Genomic DNA, 16,920 nt, shown 5'->3' with positions numbered 1-16,920 from the left:
CAACTTCGGCTTTTTATGTTTCGCCTGTGCATTATAATCTGCATTTACCTATTTTCTACATTGGCAAGTGCAGCCCAAATTTCCCGACTTTCACCTGCGGAAGGCTTATCACAAAGTTACGTCAATACTCTGCTTATTGATAAGCAAGGTTACTTATGGCTGTCCACAGAGGGAGGCCTCAATCGTTATGATGGTTATCAGGTCTTAGATGTGAATGGACCCGACGGGGTTCTGGACAAAGTACAAGTGAACTACATCTATCAGGATAATTTGGGCGGGATTTGGATCACCACGGGGATTGCTGGCCTTTTGCGATATGATCCCGCAAAAGATGAGTACAGAAAATACATTGAGCCACCCTCTACCGAAGATGAATTCTATTCCAATTTGGTCAATATTATTCTAACTAAAGACGATGACCACATGTGGGTTGTGCGCACTAATGATGTCGCTATTCTCAATATTCACAGTGGCAAGCTCAAGAGTGAGGTGACGCTTCCTTTGGATGAAGAAAGCGGCTTTATTCGGGCAGTTTACCACCATCAAGATATCTTGTTTATCGCGACCTCCGAACGTCTATTCGCTTATCACTTACCAACGAAAACATTAAGAGCGATCGAGCACCTCTCCCCAGTAACGCACCCTTATCAAATGAATACCAAGTCTCTATTTACTTTGAATAAAGACACTTTGCTTGTTGGCGCAGTTCAAGGAATGTATGAACTAGACATCTCCATGTTAAATAAAGACTTTGATGCCGAAGTACCGTTTAAAACGCTACTGCCAGAACTTAATATTTGGAAAATGCTTAGACATGATAAGCATACTTTGCTGCTCGGTACTGATAAAGGGTTGGTGCATTATCACATTGAGGATGGTAATGCTGTGCGAGACAAACGGTTATCTTCAAGTATATTTTTGCCATCCAACACCAGCATTATCGATATCGTAAAAGATAACTATGGTGGGCTTTGGGTTGCTACCAAAGAAGATGGCGCATTTTACTTACCAGATAGCACGCTGGCGTTTGATAATGTCAGCGATCTCACTGTCAAAGGGGAAGGTTTCTCACATAGTAATGTGTGGGCGATGCATGAATCCAATCAATTTTTATGGTTAGCAACCAATGATGGCTTAACACGATACAACCCAAAAACAAGAGAAACCAAGCAGTTTTTAAAAGGATACTTGGGAGACGAAATTCTCTCGGAGTTTATTATATGGAAGATTGCTGAATATCAAAATAAGTTATGGTTAACCACGGGTAAGGGTTTGTTTGTGTTTGACCCAATCACACATGAGCTTGAAAGGCCAAAAGCGAATAATGCTAAAGATAAGGAAATATTAACGTCTTTTGCAAAGGGCGGTGAGCTATTAGCAGACGGTAAGTTTTATTTCGTCAATAGCGACATTGGCATGTTTGTTTATGATATTAATACAGCAGAGTTAAAGCATTTAACTCAATCATTTGAAAAAGTAGATCCGTTTCTGACCTATGGCTTTTACCCTCCTTTACCTAATGATCCTACTAAGCCGCTTTATTATAACGCTGGGGTGCTTTATCAATATGATCCACAACTTGAAACCTTAACGGAGATTTACAAGGCTCCTAGGGCAAATAAACATTTAGCGGTTGATATCACCACTTACACCATAGATAAAAATAATATTTTGTGGCTGTCATTGTCGTCGTTTGGCTTAATAGGCATGACTTTAGATGGTTATGAGCCTATCTACAATATTGATCTAAAAGCCCATAAAATCGACACCTTAATGTATGAAATGCGCCAAGACAAAGAGGGAATGATTTGGATGTCGTCTCACAAAGGCATTTGGCGTCTAGACCCAGATAATTTGCACTTACAACAGTTCACAACCGAAGATGGCATTCTTTCCAACGAGTTTAATGGCGGCGCGTCTGTGATGCTAAAAGATGGTCGCATAGCATATGGTATGTTGAAAGGGTTTGTGGTGTTTTCTCCCGATGACAACCGCCCTAAAAAACCACTGCTTGACCATGTAAATATCACCAGTGTGGATCTTATTTCTCGTCCAAACCAAAAGGCGGGATTAAAGCAGTTTGAACATATTGAACTTGAACATGATGATATTGGGCTTGAAGTGTCTTTCTCAGCAATGGCGTTTAGCTATCAAGATAGGATCATTTATGAATACCAAATATCCGGTGGGCAGAAGATCCTAAGTCGCAACCAAAATCGCGTGGTATTTCCTAAGCTTAATCCAGGCGAATATGCATTAAAAGTTTGGGCCAAAGATCCGTTAACTGGAGATTACACGCCGCCTGCAAAATTAACAATTAATGTGAACTACCCAGCATGGCGCTCACCCGTTGCGCTCACGGGGTATGTGTTTCTTACGCTCCTACTATTGTCTCTTTGGAGTTATCGGAAGTACCGTGTTGAGCAACTTATTCTTGCCGCTCATAAGGAAACACAAGACCGAGAAGCTAGGTTGAAGATGGCACTTGAAGGCAGTAACTCAGGTGTATGGGAGTGGCATGCTGGAAGTACCTTAATCTATCAACCTCGATTGGTTAATGAGCTCGATTATGAGCTTGAGAGTGTTGGTTTAGATGACTATTTGCAAAAGATTCACCCCTCGGATAGAGCCATGTTCCGCTTACAGTGGCTGGAATTTGTTACGACTGATAAAGGGTTTATTGATTGTACCTATCGGTTAAAAGACAGCAAAGGTCAGTGGCGCTGGTATAAGGACTTTGGCAAGGTGCTTGAGTGGGATGAGGGAAATCCAACACAAGTTGCGGGCACCTATACTAACTTAACCCGTGAACGCTTATTCGAAGAGCGCGCAGCACTATTTGGTGCGGCATTTGAGCAGACCCGTGATTGGGTCATGATTTTAGATAAAAGACTTCATATTCAAGCATGTAACAGGGCGATGCAAAATGCCTTTAATCTCGACTCCATCCCGCCTTCAAGCACCGCCGTCAAGCTTGGTATGTCGAGACAAAAACGGATGATGTATCTACGCCAAACGTTGGCGTTGGAGGTACACCAGCACTTAAGTTCTGAGGAAGTTGTTAGCCTGCCGAATGGTGACGAAAGAGATGTGCTCATTAAGATAAGTGCTGTGGCGAATGGTGATGGTGAACTCCACAGCTATGTTGTAGTGCTAACCGATATTAGCCAACAGAAGCGCACTGAAAAAGAATTATATCAGCTCGCTAACTACGACTTACAAACTAAGTTGCCGAATAAAGCATTACTGATGGATAGAGTGCAGCATGCAATCAAACAGTCGCAGGCTCAAGAGACACATTTTGCGCTGCTGGTGATTAAATTCAATCGCTTACAGAATCTATACGATATTTATGGTGCAGACTTTGTGGCCGAGCTGCTTCCGCTGCTGGCAAAAAAGCTACGCTGTTGCTTCCGTGAACTCGACAGTTTAGCAACGGGGCACGATAAGTCATTTTATGTGCTGATGGAGCATCTCGACAACCCTGAAAAGGTGCATCAATATGTAGAGTGTTTAGTTCACTCGTTTAGTACACCTTTGGAGGTCGCTGGACATACTGTACTGATGCAACCTGCGATAGGAATTGCTATGTACCCCGATGATGCGTCTGATGCGTTTGAGCTCAATCAAGCCGCAAAGGCGGCACTTGAGCATGTCAATGTACAACAAGTCTCTAGTTATCAGTTTTTCCGTGAAGAGATGAATGGTAAGGTCAGACGTTCTCGGGAAGTCGAACAAGCGCTTATGAGGGCGCTAAAAAATGGTGAGTTTAGTAACTACTATCAACCTATTGTTGATGTGCAGAGCGATACCCTGCTTGGGTTTGAAGCCTTATTACGCTGGCCGGAAAATAGTGAGTTTTGTGCTCAGGAATATGCGCTTGCAGCTGAGCATGCTGGCGTCGTGACTGAACTTACCCTGCAAACCCTCTCTCGGGCATTGGTTGAATTGAGACATTGGCAAACTATTGAGCGCGATTTATATATATCTATTAATCTATCAGCCATTGATTTTGAATCCTCAAGCTTAGTCGATAATATTCAACAAGCACTGAGTCGCAGCAAAGTGTCGGGTCGCTCTGTGGCTTTTGAGATAACGGAAAGTGCCTTACTGTCTAACATTGACAGCGCGGCAAAGGTGATGAGAGAAATTAAAGCACTTGGCTGCCAAATCTACATGGATGACTTTGGTACAGGGTACGCCTCTTTGACTTACCTGCAACAGTTACCAGTGGATGTCATCAAGATAGATAAAAGCTTTGTGCAACAAATTGCAGAAGATCCAGAAAGCTATTTAATTATCCGCTCATGCGTGAATTTAGCCCATGGATTAGGACTAAAATGTGTTGCAGAAGGAGTGGAAAACGACCTCCAGTATCAACGTATCAAAGCCGAGCAAGTTGATTATTATCAAGGTTACCGTTTCAGCTCGGCGATTAGTGGCGAACAAGTAGCGCAATTACTCACTGAAAAATCGCTGTAGCCTCTTTGGTTACAGCTTTTTGCCACAGTGACGACAGTACAGATGATGGACACGTTGACTACTCATTAGTTTAATCGCTTGGTTTGCTTCCAATTGACTTAAACCAAGTTCAATTCGTAGCGCTTCTAGATGGGCTCTTTCGCTTTTATCGACATCGCCATCGACTAATGCATGCAGCACAGCCTCGTTGAATGCATCTCGACGTTTGCGCATTTGGTCGGCAAAGCTTGAGGCCAAAAGACCTGTAGGGATTGCGACCATGCCCATACTGAGTAAAGTGATAAGACCACCAAAGAATTGCCCGAGTGGGGTGATTGGCACTACATCGCCGTAACCCACGGTAGTTAGGGTGGCCATCGCCCACCACATAGCTTTAGGAATAGAACCAAATTTATCCGGTTGTACATCGTGTTCAATAAGATAAATCCCGCAAGAGGCCATGATTAGCACCACACTCATGATAAAAAAGGCGGCAAGCAGTGAGCTCGACTCTTCTTTAAATGCTGCGAGCAGCAATTGCATGGCCCGAGAGTAGCGTGTTAGCTTAAAGATCCTAAGTAATCGGATAACACGCAAAAAGCGCAGATCAAAAGTGATAAAGGCCATCAATATGGTAGGCAAAATAGCAATGAGATCAATGATTGCCAGCGGCGATATCAGATACTTTAGGCGTTTTTTCCAATTGGGTATATCCAAATGACGATAATCAAGCTTATCGACACAGCACCAAAATCTCAGTAAGTATTCGACGGCAAAGATAGCTACACTGACTAGCTCCAGGGTGAGAAAGTAATGATGGTATACCTTTGCTAAATCGCGCTCAGATTCCAACACGATAGCAACGACATTGGTTAAAATCAGGGTAATAAGGAAGATGTCGACTGCGCGACCAAGCTTACGATATTGTCCTGTGGCCTCAAGTACCGCAGCCGTTTTTTCTCTGATGTGAAGTTGCATCAAGTTGCCAACATCCCTTATCTTTTTTTTGTATTTAGTTTAAGTTTAACACCATCTGAATGGTGCCTTCCTCAAAATCTCGAGATACGGTAAACCCAAGCTTTTTGGCAAGTCCTATCATACCGCTGTTTTCTGGGAGGGTGATCCCTTCTATACTTTGCACGCCTTGTTTACGACAGTGTTTTATAGCAGCTTCCATGAGTATGCGTCCAAGCCCAAGTCCTTGGCAATCTGAGCGCACCACTACGGCAAATTCAGCCACTTGGTTATCGGGATCCATCAGTACGCGTGATACTCCAAGCGTTTGATAGCTGGACTTGTTAGGGACCGTGACAATAAACGCCATTTCTCTGTCGTAATCAATTTGCGTCATTTTTGCGAGCTGTTCATGATTAAATTGTGGCAGCTCACCAAAAAAACGGCGGTATCTATCTTCTTTACTTAAAGACTGGTCAAACTCTTGGTGTGCTCTTTCATCCTCAGGACGAATAGGTCTTAAGGTTGCAGGGCGACCATCCTTTAATGTCACGGATTTTACCAACTCTCGAGGGTAAGGTCGGATGGCTAAGCGTTTACGTCCAGATACCGGCTCGTATCGCCTTAGCGTAATACTGGCGTCGAGCACTTGGAACTGACCTGAGCAGGCCAAAATAGGATTGAGTTCCATATCAATGATATCGGGTTGGTCGACTACCATTTGAGAGACACGAGTGAGTAGGGCGCACAGGCGGTATTTATCGACCTTTTCAGGCAGCGCCCGCTCTTTGATAAAGCCTTTATCATGGGCGGCTGCAATCAGGTATTTTGCAAGGTTCATATTCAGTGGTGGCAATGCTACCGCTGCTTGCGAGAAATTAAGCCCAGTGCCCGCTTCCCCCAGTAAAATAACAGGGCCAACACCGGGTTCTGTTTTTACCGCTATCCGTAATTCTTGTCCACCAGCGCGTTTTGCCATGCGTTGCAAAGAGAAGCCTTCTATTTCAGCTTCGGGAGCTGCCTCACGGATCCGTAGTAACATCGAAAATGCGGTTTGTTCTACTTCTTCGGCGTCGTTGAGGTTAAGTACAACCCCACCCACTTCCGACTTAGAGGGAATGTCATGACTTATTAGTTTAAGTGCAACGGGAAAACCTAATTGTTGAGCTTGCTCTTTTGCTTCTGAGGGGGTGAGTGCTATTTGCGTCTCTATACATTCTATATCGTAATTAGCCAGCACTTGGGAGGCCAAATGGGTCGCGAGTTTATTGGCGCCTGAGTTTAAAAAGTCATTGATTAAACGTTTGCTTTGCAGGTGTTGTAGCTGCCCTTCGTCACTGTAGGATTCTGGCGTTTGCGTAAGGTGCTTTTGGTTTCGGCGGTAGCTTACCAAGTGCATAAAGGCGCCAACGGCACCTTCTGGGGTGCGATAAGTTGGGATCTGAGCGTTTGCACATACAAGTCTTGCAGCGTATGCCGCTTCTTCACCCATGAAGTTTGTCATCACATAAGGACGTGCCATTTTTGGAATTTTGGCTAGCGTCTGCGCAATGATCTCAGCATAAGCGGTACTTGGCGCAAGCGCTGATGGAGTATGAATTATCAGTAAATTTTTGACTTCGTCAGCTTTTAATAAAATCTCTAGTGCTTGTTGGTAACGCTTTGGTGAGGAATCACCAAAAATATCTACAGGGTTACAAGCATGATCCGTTTGTGGGATCAAGGCGCTGAGCGCTTGTTTGGTTTGCTCGCTTAGTACTGCCAGTTTGCCTGAGTTCTGTAGTAAGGTGTCCACTGCCATGATCCCAGGGCCGCCGCCATTGGTTAAAATGGTCAGCTGTTCTACTTGCAGCAGTTTGGGATGTAAAGCAAGGGTTTGAGTGGCAGCAAAGAGCTCCCTAAGATCGTTTACTCTTAGCATACCTGCTCGTTGGAACATGGCATCATAAACTGCGTCATCGGAGGTATTACCGCCTGTGTGATTCAGCGCAGCGATTGCACCAGCTTTGGTTTTTCCTGTTTTTATAGCAATCACAGGTTTACTAAAGGCCGCCGCTCTTGCTGCGGAGATAAACCGTCTAACATCATCGATATTATCAATATAAAGTAATATGGCCTGTGTCTTCGGATCGCGACCTAAAAAATCAAGCAACTCATCAAAGTCAATATCAAGACAATCCCCGACAGAAACAAAATAGGAAAAACCAATTTTTTTATGTTGTGCCCAGTCCAGTATGGTTGAACATACCGCCGCCGATTGTGAAATAAATGCAAGCTTACCGGGCGCTGCAACCGTATGAGAAAAACTGGCATTAATACCCAAGTGAGGAATGAGTAAACCGAGACAATTAGGACCAAGTAAAGTGACCTTCGCTATTTTGGCAGCTTCTTTTAATTGTTGTTTGTGCTGATTATCAAGACCTGCTGCGATGATGATTGCATGTTGACAGCCAATATCACCAAGTTCATTGATGATTTGCACTAAGGTTTGTTTATTGGTACAAATAACGGCGAGATCAGGGACTTTGGGTAACTGTTCGATGGCACTGTAGGCAAGCACCCCATGCACGGCGGTGTGCTTTGGACTGACGGGCATAATGGGCCCTTTAAATCCGCCTTGTAGCAAGTTACGCATTACGATAAAGCCGGCGCGATCAGGATTGTTAGAGGCGCCAATCACCGCGATAGATTGGGGGTTAAAAAATTGGCTAATACGCTTTACGCTCATACTGTTTCCTAGTTCAGCCACAGCTCATACGAAACACTCTACCATTTTGCTCGCAGTTTTCGAGTGCAATTAAGGTAGACTTTGATCTATCCCCATTATAATTGTTTGAAAACCATGACTGAGGCGTAACGTTGAGGACAGAGATATGTCTACTATGACTAAATATTTGGCTCCTGCGGCTTTACTATCACTGGCGGTGGTAGTAAGTGGCTGGATGGTAAAATCGACCATTCTAGAAGTGAAGGGAATGGAACGGACGGTAAGTGTAAAAGGATTATCGGAAAAGGAAGTAACAGCAGACACGGTGATTTGGCCCGTATTTTATCGTGATGCAGATAACGATCTGGAGGCCTTGGTAGAGCGCACGGAAAAGAAAAATGCAGCTATTCGTGCGTTTTTGACCTTGCAAGGCTTTGATGCATCAGAGCTGTCCATATCAGCGCCTTCTATTACAGATAAGTACGCCCAAGAGTACGGTCAAAACAATCAAGGGTTTCGCTACGTAGCGAAAGCCGGTGTGACTGTGTACTCTAATAATCCAGATAAAGTATCGCAAGCACTTGGGCAGTTAAGTGAACTGGCCAAACAAGGTATTGCCATCACTAAAGATGATTATCAAAACCGAGTTGAATATTTGTTTACTGGTCTTAATGATATTAAGCCTGAAATGGTGCAAGAAGCCACACAAAAAGCTCGAGAAGTGGCGGTAAAATTTGCTAAAGATTCTGATTCTGTGCTTGGCAAAATAAAATCGGCAAGACAAGGACAATTTAGTATTCGCGACAGAGACAGTAATACGCCACAGATAAAAATTGTGCGTGTCGTGACGAGCGTGGAATATTACTTATCGGATTAAAACGCGTTTATTGCGCGGCTAAGCTAGCAAAAATGACAAATTCGTCAAACAAGCAAAGCTCCTTCTATCAAAGGGGTTTTGCTTGTTTATTTCTTGCCAATTAATAACTCGTTTTCGATTGGTATAAACTCACTGGCAGCACGGATCAAAGAAGCAGCGGTAAGCTGCGGCACGCCGTAAACTTCAACTCGGGTATGGTATTTATCTCTGAGTTTACTTGCGAGTAAATCAAAATCACCATCGCCAGTTACTAGAATAATTACATCGGATCCAGACGCACACTCCATGGCATCAATGGTAATGCCAACATCCCAATCACATTTCGCCGAGCCATCGGCACGTTGAATATAAGGCTTTAACTTCACCTCAAAGCCAATTGCTCGCAGGATATTTTGAAACTGTCTTTGTTTATCGTCACCTCGTTCGCTGGAATAGGCAATGGCTTGATATACCTCGCGATTAGCCGTTGCTTTGCGCCAGAACGCATTGTAGTCAAAGCCTGTTTGGTAGGCTTGCTTGGTAGTGTAATAAACATTCTGGGCGTCGACTAAAATGGTGACTTTTTCCATAACGGACTCATAGCAATAAATTTGCTTTATGATAGCAAGATTAGCGTTTGTTTAGCCATTTACTCATCGCGGCATCATAGGCTTTTTTAATGGCTCCGCCATCGCAAGGGCGAGGCGCAGTACGCCAATTCTTATTTAATCCTTCCGGTGTAGGAATGCTCGGATCGGGCCTAACTTCAGCGTAACATAGGCCATTTTCACGGTAGACTGTGTATTGAGACGTAGACTCGAGTTGCTCCCTTTGCATGCTCGCAGCGGTGGTTTGATGTGTTTTAGGCACGGTGAGCCGCTGTGGCTTTTCTTGGTTTTGGCTGAGTACAGCGTCACTCGGAGCGCGTTCTAAAAGTTGCTGACGAAATTGAGAGATTGCTTTGCGATGATCTAGCTTTTTAGGTTGCGTGACGATCGCTGCTTTGGTTATGTGCTTTGTTTTACTTTCAATCGCAGGTTTTTTTGGTTCCGTTTGCGCAGTTTTTAGTATTTCAACCGTATCGTCCGGCAACGTCGGTTTTAACTTCTCTACTGGCTTATCTTCAGTTATCGTCGGTGTCCCAATACGTTCCATCTTGGGCTTGGCAGGCTCAATAACCAAATAGGTTTTCATTGCCTTAATTTCTATAGGCTTTGAGGGGATATAAATACTTTGCTGCAGATACCAGCCGAGCAGTAGATGCAGCACAATAGAGGCGATAATGGTGAAACTAATCAGGTTGTGTTGGAGCAGCCGCATTATTCTTATTAAATCCTTGAGTCATGCGGAGTTAGAGCTTAATAAAGACTTAATTGTTCCCTCAATAGGCAAATTAATCTGTGACTAATTGCGCGGAAATATGTTTTAGCAAGGTGAGTTCACGTAAAACGGACATCCCTTTGTTATTCGCATCATTGAGTTTTGCTTCGTTATGCGCGATGGCTTGGTTTATATTGATCCACACCGGTTTCATACCATTGGCGTGTTCATAATCCTCCATCGCTGGCGCATCAAATTCGCCACAAATCTCACAAACGTAGCAATAAGAAATAATATGCACATTGTCATGATCGGGTTTATACCAAGGGCGGTACTCTTCATAGCGGCCAAACGGCGTCAACCCTGTGATGGATACTGCACCCGTTTCTTCTTTTAGCTCGCGCTCCAATGCTGCTTCTAAGCTTTCACCCTCGTCGACGCCGCCACCTGGCAAGGTGTAATCGTCATAACGTTTGGTGTAAAGCATAAGGATGTCGTTGCCTCTAAGGACAATGGCGCGAGTGGTCTTTCTGGTAAAGCAGCTGCCTTGAAGCGGAATGACTGGGGTGTTATTTAAGCTTTGCATGGGGTTTTAACTTCGATCTAGTTAACAAGGATGGGTTTACAATGCGATACGCTAGCGTAAAAGCGGCGTATCGCGAAAGAAGATATTAAAACGGAGAGGGGTACGCTTTAAATACCGTATCAATCTCGGCTAAAGACTCTGCACATAGCGGCTGTTCAAACGCTTGGATATTTTCTTTAAGCTGCGCCATGGTTGTCGCGCCGATTATGGTTGAAGTCACCCCATCTACTTGGTCGCACCAAGCTAGCGCCAGCTGCGCCGCAGTCATATTAAATTCTTTGGCGATTTCTAGATATTTTGCAACGGCTTCTTGAGCTAATTGCGTATCTCTGAATAAGCCCTGCCGTTGTACCAAAGTCCAGCGGCTACCTTCAGGTCTTGCGCCCCCTAAATACTTACCGCTTAGCATTCCCCCAGCTAATGGCGACCAAGGTAAATAGGCAATATCTTCGTTTACACAAGTCTCAATCAAGTAAGGCCAATCTTTGGCATGTAGCAAGCTAAACTCATTTTGAATTGAAACCGGCTTAGGTAGGTTGTGCTGCATCGCCAAATTAAGGTAAGTGTGAATGCCCCAAGGTGTATCATCAGAAAGACCCCAATGGCGAATTTTACCTGCTTGAATACAGCTTGCTAAGCCTTCCAAAATATCTAGCATGCCCGCGCGCTCTTCGTCGCGGTCAAGTGCAGTTAGAGGAACCATGCCAGGCCATTGTTTACCAAAGTGCGGTGAAGTACGGTTTGGCCAATGTAGTTGGTAAAGGTCAATATAGTCGGTATTCAGGCGCGCTAACGAATCGTCCACCGCTTGGATCACTGATTGTCCCGTAATAGGGCCGCCTTCACGGATCCAAGGCAAACCGCTTCCCGCAATCTTTGTGGCAAGTACAAGTTTTTCGCGCTTTTCTTGATGGCGCTTTAACCAATTGCCAATGATGGCTTCGGTTTTACCGTAGGTTTCAGGTGAGGGAGGGACCGCATACATTTCAGCGGTATCAATGAAGTTAATACCACGGCTTAGTGCATAATTGATTTGCTCGTCGGCATCATGCTGGTTGTTTTGTACGCCCCAAGTCATGCTTCCTAAACAAATGCGTGAAACTTCAAGTGGGCTACTACCAAGTCGTGAGTACTCCATGCAGGCTCCTGATTGCTGAATGATTAGATAAAGTCAAAGTAACGGATTTAGTACTTTGAACAGTATTGATATTGTTAGCATTATCTCTGTTTTGCAGTGCAAGTTGCAACAGACATCCACACAAGTATAGCTTAGAACACTAAGGCCTACGTTCAAGATTGCAACAGTTGGAAAATTAGCACATAATAAACACTGTTTATTTAGACAGTGTTTTTAGCGTGCGTAAATTTATTCATATTGATATGGACGCGTTCTATGCATCAGTAGAAATGCGCGATAACCCCGAGCTTGCAAAGGTGCCGATGGCGATTGGTGGTCGTAGCCATCGCGGGGTGCTATCCACAGCTAACTATATTGCTCGGCAATATGGCGTGCGCTCGGCCATGTCGAATTATCAAGCGAAAAAACTCTGCCCTCAGCTGGTGATTGTACCTGGGAGAATGGAGGTCTATAAGGCAATATCGCAACAAATTCGCGCTATTTTTGCCCGCTATACTGAGCTAATTGAGCCACTGTCTTTAGATGAAGCTTATCTAGATGTTACTGAGTGTCAGCAATGTAATGGCAGTGCAACGCTTATCGCCGAGCAGATACGAGCGGATATCTTTGCTGAAACGGGCCTTACAGCTTCGGCGGGAATTGCGCCAATCAAGTTTTTAGCCAAAATTGCCAGCGATGAAAACAAGCCTAATGGTCAGTGTGTGATCCCGCCTCACCAAGTGAGCGCTTTTATCGATGCGTTACCTCTCAAAAAAATCCCAGGTGTAGGTAAAGTGACTCAACAACGTTTGCTTGCCATGGGACTTGAGTATGGCCGAGATATTAAGGCACTGTCTGAAACTCAGTTACGCCAGTCATTTGGCAAGTTTGGCACTGTATTATGGCGGCGTTGTCAAGGTATTGATGAGCGCCGAGTTGAAACCGACAGAGTGCGCAAATCGATAGGCGTTGAAACCACATTTGCAGAAGACACGCTCGACCTTGATACCTTAAAGCAAGTCATAAAAGAAAAGTTGTTACCTGAACTGACTCGCCGAGCACAGCCTTATTTACAGCGCGGCTTTAATAAGCTTGGCGTTAAAGTGAAGTTTTACGATTTCACCCAAACCACCAAAGAATGCCAATACCAGCATATTGACTTGCCGGTTTTTGAAGAGCTATTGATTGAAGCGATGGCACGGCAAAAGTTTAAACCTGTGCGCCTCGTGGGTTTGCACTTAGGGCTAAATGAAAAATCTAACACTCATGCTCAACTGGGACTTTTTGATGGCTAATTCTGACCTACCTAGACTAAAAGATAACTGCAATTAGTTTATTTTGTGCTAGCTTCGAAGTTGTCGTGCAACAAACTAATCACGCCAACTGCGTGTAATTAAAACAACAACAAGAGGTAAGCATTATGCAATCCATAATGATCGTACTCTTCGGCATCATAGGGATGTTATTTGGATGGTTTGTCTATTCCAAATTTATTGCTGAAAAAATATTTAAAATGGATGACAACTTTGTCACGCCGGCTCATGAACTTGAGGACGGCGTAGATTATGTTCCCACTAACAAAGTGGTATTGTGGGGGCATCACTTTACTTCAGTCGCAGGTGCTGCACCAATTGTTGGTCCTGCTATCGCCGTGTATTGGGGCTGGGTGCCTGCGGTACTTTGGGTGGTATTTGGCACTATATTTTTTGCGGGTGTCCATGATATGGGCGCGCTATGGGCAAGTGCTCGCCATAAAGGTAAGTCGATGGGCGCTTTGTCTGAAAGCGTAATTGGCAAGCGCACTCGTTCATTGTTTATGATTGTGGTCTTCCTTGTGCTGCTCATGGTGAATGCCGTGTTCGGCGTGGTGATCGCAAACTCCTTCGTGGGCAACCCAAATGCGGTATTCCCTGCTTGGTCTGCTATTGTCGTGGCACTTATCATCGGTCAATTGCTTAAACGAAAAGTGCCGCTAGTACCGCTCTGTATTATCGGGGTTATTGTGCTCTACGCGACCATTTATATGGGCAGTAGTATGCCGATTACCTTACCAACCGAAATGTTCGGTCTAAGTGATAAAGCTAATTGGATCATCATTCTGTTTATCTATGCTGCCGTGGCGTCATTGCTGCCAGTTTGGATGCTATTACAACCTCGTGATTTTATTAATGGTATGCAGTTACTGGTTGGTTTGGTTTTATTATACGGTGCGGTATTTGTAGTGATGCCAGATATCACCGCGCCTGCATTTAATACCCAAACCGTGGAGAATACCCCAAGTATTATCCCGCTATTATTCGTAACGATTGCCTGTGGTGCGGTATCTGGTTTCCACGGTATTGTTTCGTCGGGAACGAGTTCTAAACAACTAGATAAAGAAAAAGACGGCCGTTTTGTCGGCTACTTAGGTGCAGTTGGTGAAGGCTCATTAGCACTGATCACTTTGGTCGCCGTAAGTGGTGTGATGCTCGCAGTATCGCCAGAAGAGTGGCACGAAATTTATAGTCATCTTGGTGCCGGTAGCGTATCAGCCTTTATTAATGGGGGTTCAAACCTTATCAGCACAGGTTGGGGACTACCAGTTGAAATCGCATCAACCTTACTTGCCGTTATGGTTGTACTTTTTGCAGGCACCACTATGGATTCTGGCGTTAGACTTCAGCGTTATATTATTCAAGAGTGGGGTGAAATTTATAATATCAAACTACTCAATAACGGTATTGTCGCAACCTTATTTGCTGTAGGGTGCTGCTTGTTACTTGCCTTTGGTGCTGGTGGTGCTTCAGGTAGCGGTGGAATGGTGATCTGGCCCTTGTTTGGCTCTACCAACCAAATCTTGGCAAGCTTAACCTTGTTGGTTATCTCAGTATACCTTATCAAACTAGGTCGTCCTGCTAAGTACACCTTGATCCCTATGGTGTTTGTACTGGTAATGGCGTTTTTTGCTGGTGTGATCAAGCTAGGTGAATACTATCAAAAAGGTAATTGGTTGTTGGTTGTGCTTGACGTTATCGTGCTGGTGGTCAGTATTTTAGTCATGTTAGAAGCTTGGTCTGTGATCAGCAAAACCAAAGCGAAACCAGATGAAGCCCGTGATATGTCGTAGTTCCCTTGGAACTTGACCACAAATCACCTATAGTCGGCCCTAATTCTAATATAGAAAAGGGCCGTTTTTATGTCTTTTCCAATCGCATTACCTTGTAACACCCTATTTGAAAGCGATGCAGATGCTATCGTTGTTGTTACTCATGATATCCAAAATCTCGGCAGTGCACAGCTTGATGAAGTTGCTGCGCCATTTTTAGCCGTTGATGCACGCATTGCACAAAAGGCAAGCCTGCTTGTTTCGGACAAAGTACCTGGCAAGCGTTTGGTGATTGCGCCAACTGGACCATTAGACAGAGATTACGATGACGTTCGTCGTTATTTTGAAGCAGCAAAGGCTGGTATTTTAGAATCGAAAGCGGCTGGTGCGGTAAAACCTGTGCTTGCTGTTGTTAATGTGCCTGCCGATGATCGTTACGAAAATGCGCGTGCAGTCAGCTTTTTAGGTGCTTGCCAAGGCTTATGGCAGCCATTAGAAGCACGTGAGTACCGTGGCGAAGCGATTGAACCAATCGAAGCGATTTATGTTTTTGAAGCGTCAGCACAATGCTGCGATCAACTAAGCGCAATCGCTGCAGGCCAATATGCTGCGCGTGATCTGTGTGGTACAGAGCCTGAGCGCATGGCACCGCCTCGTTTTGCTGACTACTGTGTTGAGCTGTTCCAAGGTTCAGCGGTAAGCGTTGAGGTTATCGCTGATCGTAAAATTATGGATGAGCAGTATCCACTTTTAAGCACGGTGGCGCGTGCCTCTTACGCCGTTGAACGCCATCACCCTCGTGTTGTAAAAATGGCATACGAGCCTGAAGGGGAAGTTGAGCGTACTCTTATTTTTGTTGGTAAAGGTCTTGTTTACGATACCGGTGGTGCCGACCTTAAAGTAGGTGGCTTTATGGCGGGCATGAGCCGAGATAAAGGTGGTGCGGCTTCAGTGGTTGGGTTTATGGAAGCGGTTGCCAAGTATCAGCCAAAAGGCGTTAAGGTTATTGCTTACCTTGCCGTGGTTCGTAACTCGATTGGTTCTGACTGTTTCGTGCCGGATGAAATCATTGAGAGCAGGGAAGGGGTTCGTGTTCGTATTGGTAACACCGATGCGGAAGGTCGCTTGGCGATGGGGGATTTACTCAGCGAAGCGAAAGACTTAGCTCTGGGTGAGAAAAACCCTGAGATCTTTACAGTTGCAACACTGACAGGTCACGCTGCGCGTGCTATGGGCCCTTACAGTGCTTACGTTGAGAATGGTCCTGCACGAGCAGCGCAAGTATCTCGCAAGATTGCAGATATGGGCGACTTATGGGCTGACTGCGCGGAAGTGTCGCGTAGCCGACGCGAAGACTATGACTTTGTAAAACCACGCACCCTTGCGGATGATGTGCTATCGAGCAACAACGCTCCATCGGCGGTTACCGCTCGTGGTCACCAATTCCCAATGGCATTTTTGGCAATTGTTGGTGGTTTAGACAAGCATGGTTGTAATGCTGAGTTGCCAATTCCGTATGTACATTTGGATATTGCAGGTAGCGGTGTTGAAGGTGGCGATTGGCAACATGGCAAACCAACCGCTGCAACCGTTGCAAGTTTGTTTGCTCGGTATTGTATTTAATACCAATTGAATTAATTCTCTAATCAATTTGAAGGGTGAAATAGCATATTAGCTTCGTTAAAAATTTCTCATTTAGAACAACTAAATAGCAAAATTTTTGCCTTGCCTATATGGATATAGGTACCTTAGCGGTAGCAGGACGCGAGAGCGGTGCTACTAAAGCTATTTCCCCGCTTCAAGATAGATCATTTACTTAATACAACTGGTATAA

The 16,920-nt window shown here is 44.7% G+C and carries 11 protein-coding genes; 5 read left to right on the top strand and 6 right to left on the bottom strand.

Annotated elements, in window-relative coordinates; genetic code table 11:
• Nucleotides 1-15 precede the first annotated feature (15 nt).
• Nucleotides 16-4,482, top strand: coding sequence for an EAL domain-containing protein (locus DRB05_RS09335; protein WP_345789004.1), 4,467 nt, complete (start codon nucleotides 16-18; stop codon nucleotides 4,480-4,482).
• A 9-nt stretch (nucleotides 4,483-4,491) separates the two neighbouring features.
• Here the strand turns inward: DRB05_RS09335 and DRB05_RS09330 are convergent, their stop codons facing one another.
• Nucleotides 4,492-5,439, bottom strand: a complete 948-nt coding sequence (locus tag DRB05_RS09330) for an ion transporter (protein ID WP_128726708.1) — start codon at nucleotides 5,437-5,439, stop codon at nucleotides 4,492-4,494.
• Nucleotides 5,440-5,473: 34 nt separating this feature from the next.
• Nucleotides 5,474-8,143, bottom strand: coding sequence for a bifunctional acetate--CoA ligase family protein/GNAT family N-acetyltransferase (locus tag DRB05_RS09325; RefSeq protein ID WP_128726707.1), 2,670 nt, complete (start codon nucleotides 8,141-8,143; stop codon nucleotides 5,474-5,476).
• A gap of 145 nt (nucleotides 8,144-8,288) precedes the next feature.
• Here DRB05_RS09325 and DRB05_RS09320 point away from each other — a divergent pair, with 145 nt between their 5' ends.
• Complete coding sequence (locus DRB05_RS09320; RefSeq protein ID WP_128726706.1) at nucleotides 8,289-8,999, top strand: SIMPL domain-containing protein; 711 nt, start codon at nucleotides 8,289-8,291, stop codon at nucleotides 8,997-8,999.
• An 86-nt stretch (nucleotides 9,000-9,085) separates the two neighbouring features.
• On the opposite strand, the gene DRB05_RS09315 is transcribed toward DRB05_RS09320, so the two are convergent.
• The 4 genes from DRB05_RS09315 to DRB05_RS09300 form a co-directional block, all read right to left on the bottom strand.
• A complete protein-coding gene (locus DRB05_RS09315) occupies nucleotides 9,086-9,568 on the bottom strand; it encodes an NYN domain-containing protein (RefSeq protein ID WP_128726705.1) in 483 nt (160 codons plus the stop codon).
• A 40-nt stretch (nucleotides 9,569-9,608) separates the two neighbouring features.
• On the bottom strand, nucleotides 9,609-10,298 hold the full coding sequence (locus DRB05_RS09310) for a hypothetical protein (protein ID WP_128726704.1): 690 nt from the start codon (nucleotides 10,296-10,298) through the stop codon (nucleotides 9,609-9,611).
• Nucleotides 10,299-10,371: 73 nt separating this feature from the next.
• Nucleotides 10,372-10,884 carry an NUDIX domain-containing protein gene (locus tag DRB05_RS09305; RefSeq protein ID WP_069022598.1) on the bottom strand — a complete coding sequence of 171 codons (513 nt, stop codon included), beginning with the start codon at nucleotides 10,882-10,884 and terminating at the stop codon, nucleotides 10,372-10,374.
• An 85-nt stretch (nucleotides 10,885-10,969) separates the two neighbouring features.
• Nucleotides 10,970-12,022: an aldo/keto reductase gene (locus tag DRB05_RS09300; protein WP_128726703.1), complete on the bottom strand. Its 1,053-nt coding sequence runs from the start codon at nucleotides 12,020-12,022 to the stop codon at nucleotides 10,970-10,972.
• 218 nt (nucleotides 12,023-12,240) lie between these two features.
• On the opposite strand from DRB05_RS09300, the gene dinB reads away from it, so the two are divergent.
• The 3 genes from dinB to DRB05_RS09285 all read left to right on the top strand — a co-directional run bounded on the left by dinB (nucleotide 12,241) and on the right by DRB05_RS09285 (nucleotide 16,709).
• Nucleotides 12,241-13,296: a DNA polymerase IV gene (gene dinB / locus DRB05_RS09295; RefSeq protein ID WP_128726702.1), complete on the top strand. Its 1,056-nt coding sequence runs from the start codon at nucleotides 12,241-12,243 to the stop codon at nucleotides 13,294-13,296.
• 125 nt (nucleotides 13,297-13,421) lie between these two features.
• Nucleotides 13,422-15,107 carry a carbon starvation protein A gene (locus DRB05_RS09290; RefSeq protein WP_128726701.1) on the top strand — a complete coding sequence of 562 codons (1,686 nt, stop codon included), beginning with the start codon at nucleotides 13,422-13,424 and terminating at the stop codon, nucleotides 15,105-15,107.
• 69 nt (nucleotides 15,108-15,176) lie between these two features.
• A complete protein-coding gene (locus DRB05_RS09285; protein WP_128726700.1) occupies nucleotides 15,177-16,709 on the top strand; it encodes a leucyl aminopeptidase family protein in 1,533 nt (510 codons plus the stop codon).
• Nucleotides 16,710-16,920 lie beyond the last annotated feature (211 nt).

Origin of the sequence: Pseudoalteromonas sp. A757, from assembly GCF_004103285.1 — a bacterium.
Taxonomy (GTDB): domain Bacteria; phylum Pseudomonadota; class Gammaproteobacteria; order Enterobacterales; family Alteromonadaceae; genus Pseudoalteromonas; species Pseudoalteromonas galatheae.
Note: the sequence above shows the minus strand (reverse complement) of the source record. Positions and strands in the feature narration are given on the sequence as shown.

What these genes read in the sequence shown, in the direction of transcription:
- DRB05_RS09305 (WP_069022598.1), bottom strand. Translation starts at nt 10,884, where the DNA reads ATGCAAAGCTTAAATAACACCCCAGTCATTCCGCTTCAAGGCAGCTGC.
- DRB05_RS09285 (WP_128726700.1), top strand. Translation starts at nt 15,177, where the DNA reads ATGTCTTTTCCAATCGCATTACCTTGTAACACCCTATTTGAAAGCGAT.
- DRB05_RS09335 (WP_345789004.1), top strand. Translation starts at nt 16, where the DNA reads ATGTTTCGCCTGTGCATTATAATCTGCATTTACCTATTTTCTACATTG.
- DRB05_RS09320 (WP_128726706.1), top strand. Translation starts at nt 8,289, where the DNA reads ATGTCTACTATGACTAAATATTTGGCTCCTGCGGCTTTACTATCACTG.
- DRB05_RS09300 (WP_128726703.1), bottom strand. Translation starts at nt 12,022, where the DNA reads ATGGAGTACTCACGACTTGGTAGTAGCCCACTTGAAGTTTCACGCATT.
- DRB05_RS09315 (WP_128726705.1), bottom strand. Translation starts at nt 9,568, where the DNA reads ATGGAAAAAGTCACCATTTTAGTCGACGCCCAGAATGTTTATTACACT.
- DRB05_RS09325 (WP_128726707.1), bottom strand. Translation starts at nt 8,143, where the DNA reads ATGAGCGTAAAGCGTATTAGCCAATTTTTTAACCCCCAATCTATCGCG.
- DRB05_RS09310 (WP_128726704.1), bottom strand. Translation starts at nt 10,298, where the DNA reads ATGCGGCTGCTCCAACACAACCTGATTAGTTTCACCATTATCGCCTCT.
- DRB05_RS09290 (WP_128726701.1), top strand. Translation starts at nt 13,422, where the DNA reads ATGCAATCCATAATGATCGTACTCTTCGGCATCATAGGGATGTTATTT.
- DRB05_RS09330 (WP_128726708.1), bottom strand. Translation starts at nt 5,439, where the DNA reads ATGCAACTTCACATCAGAGAAAAAACGGCTGCGGTACTTGAGGCCACA.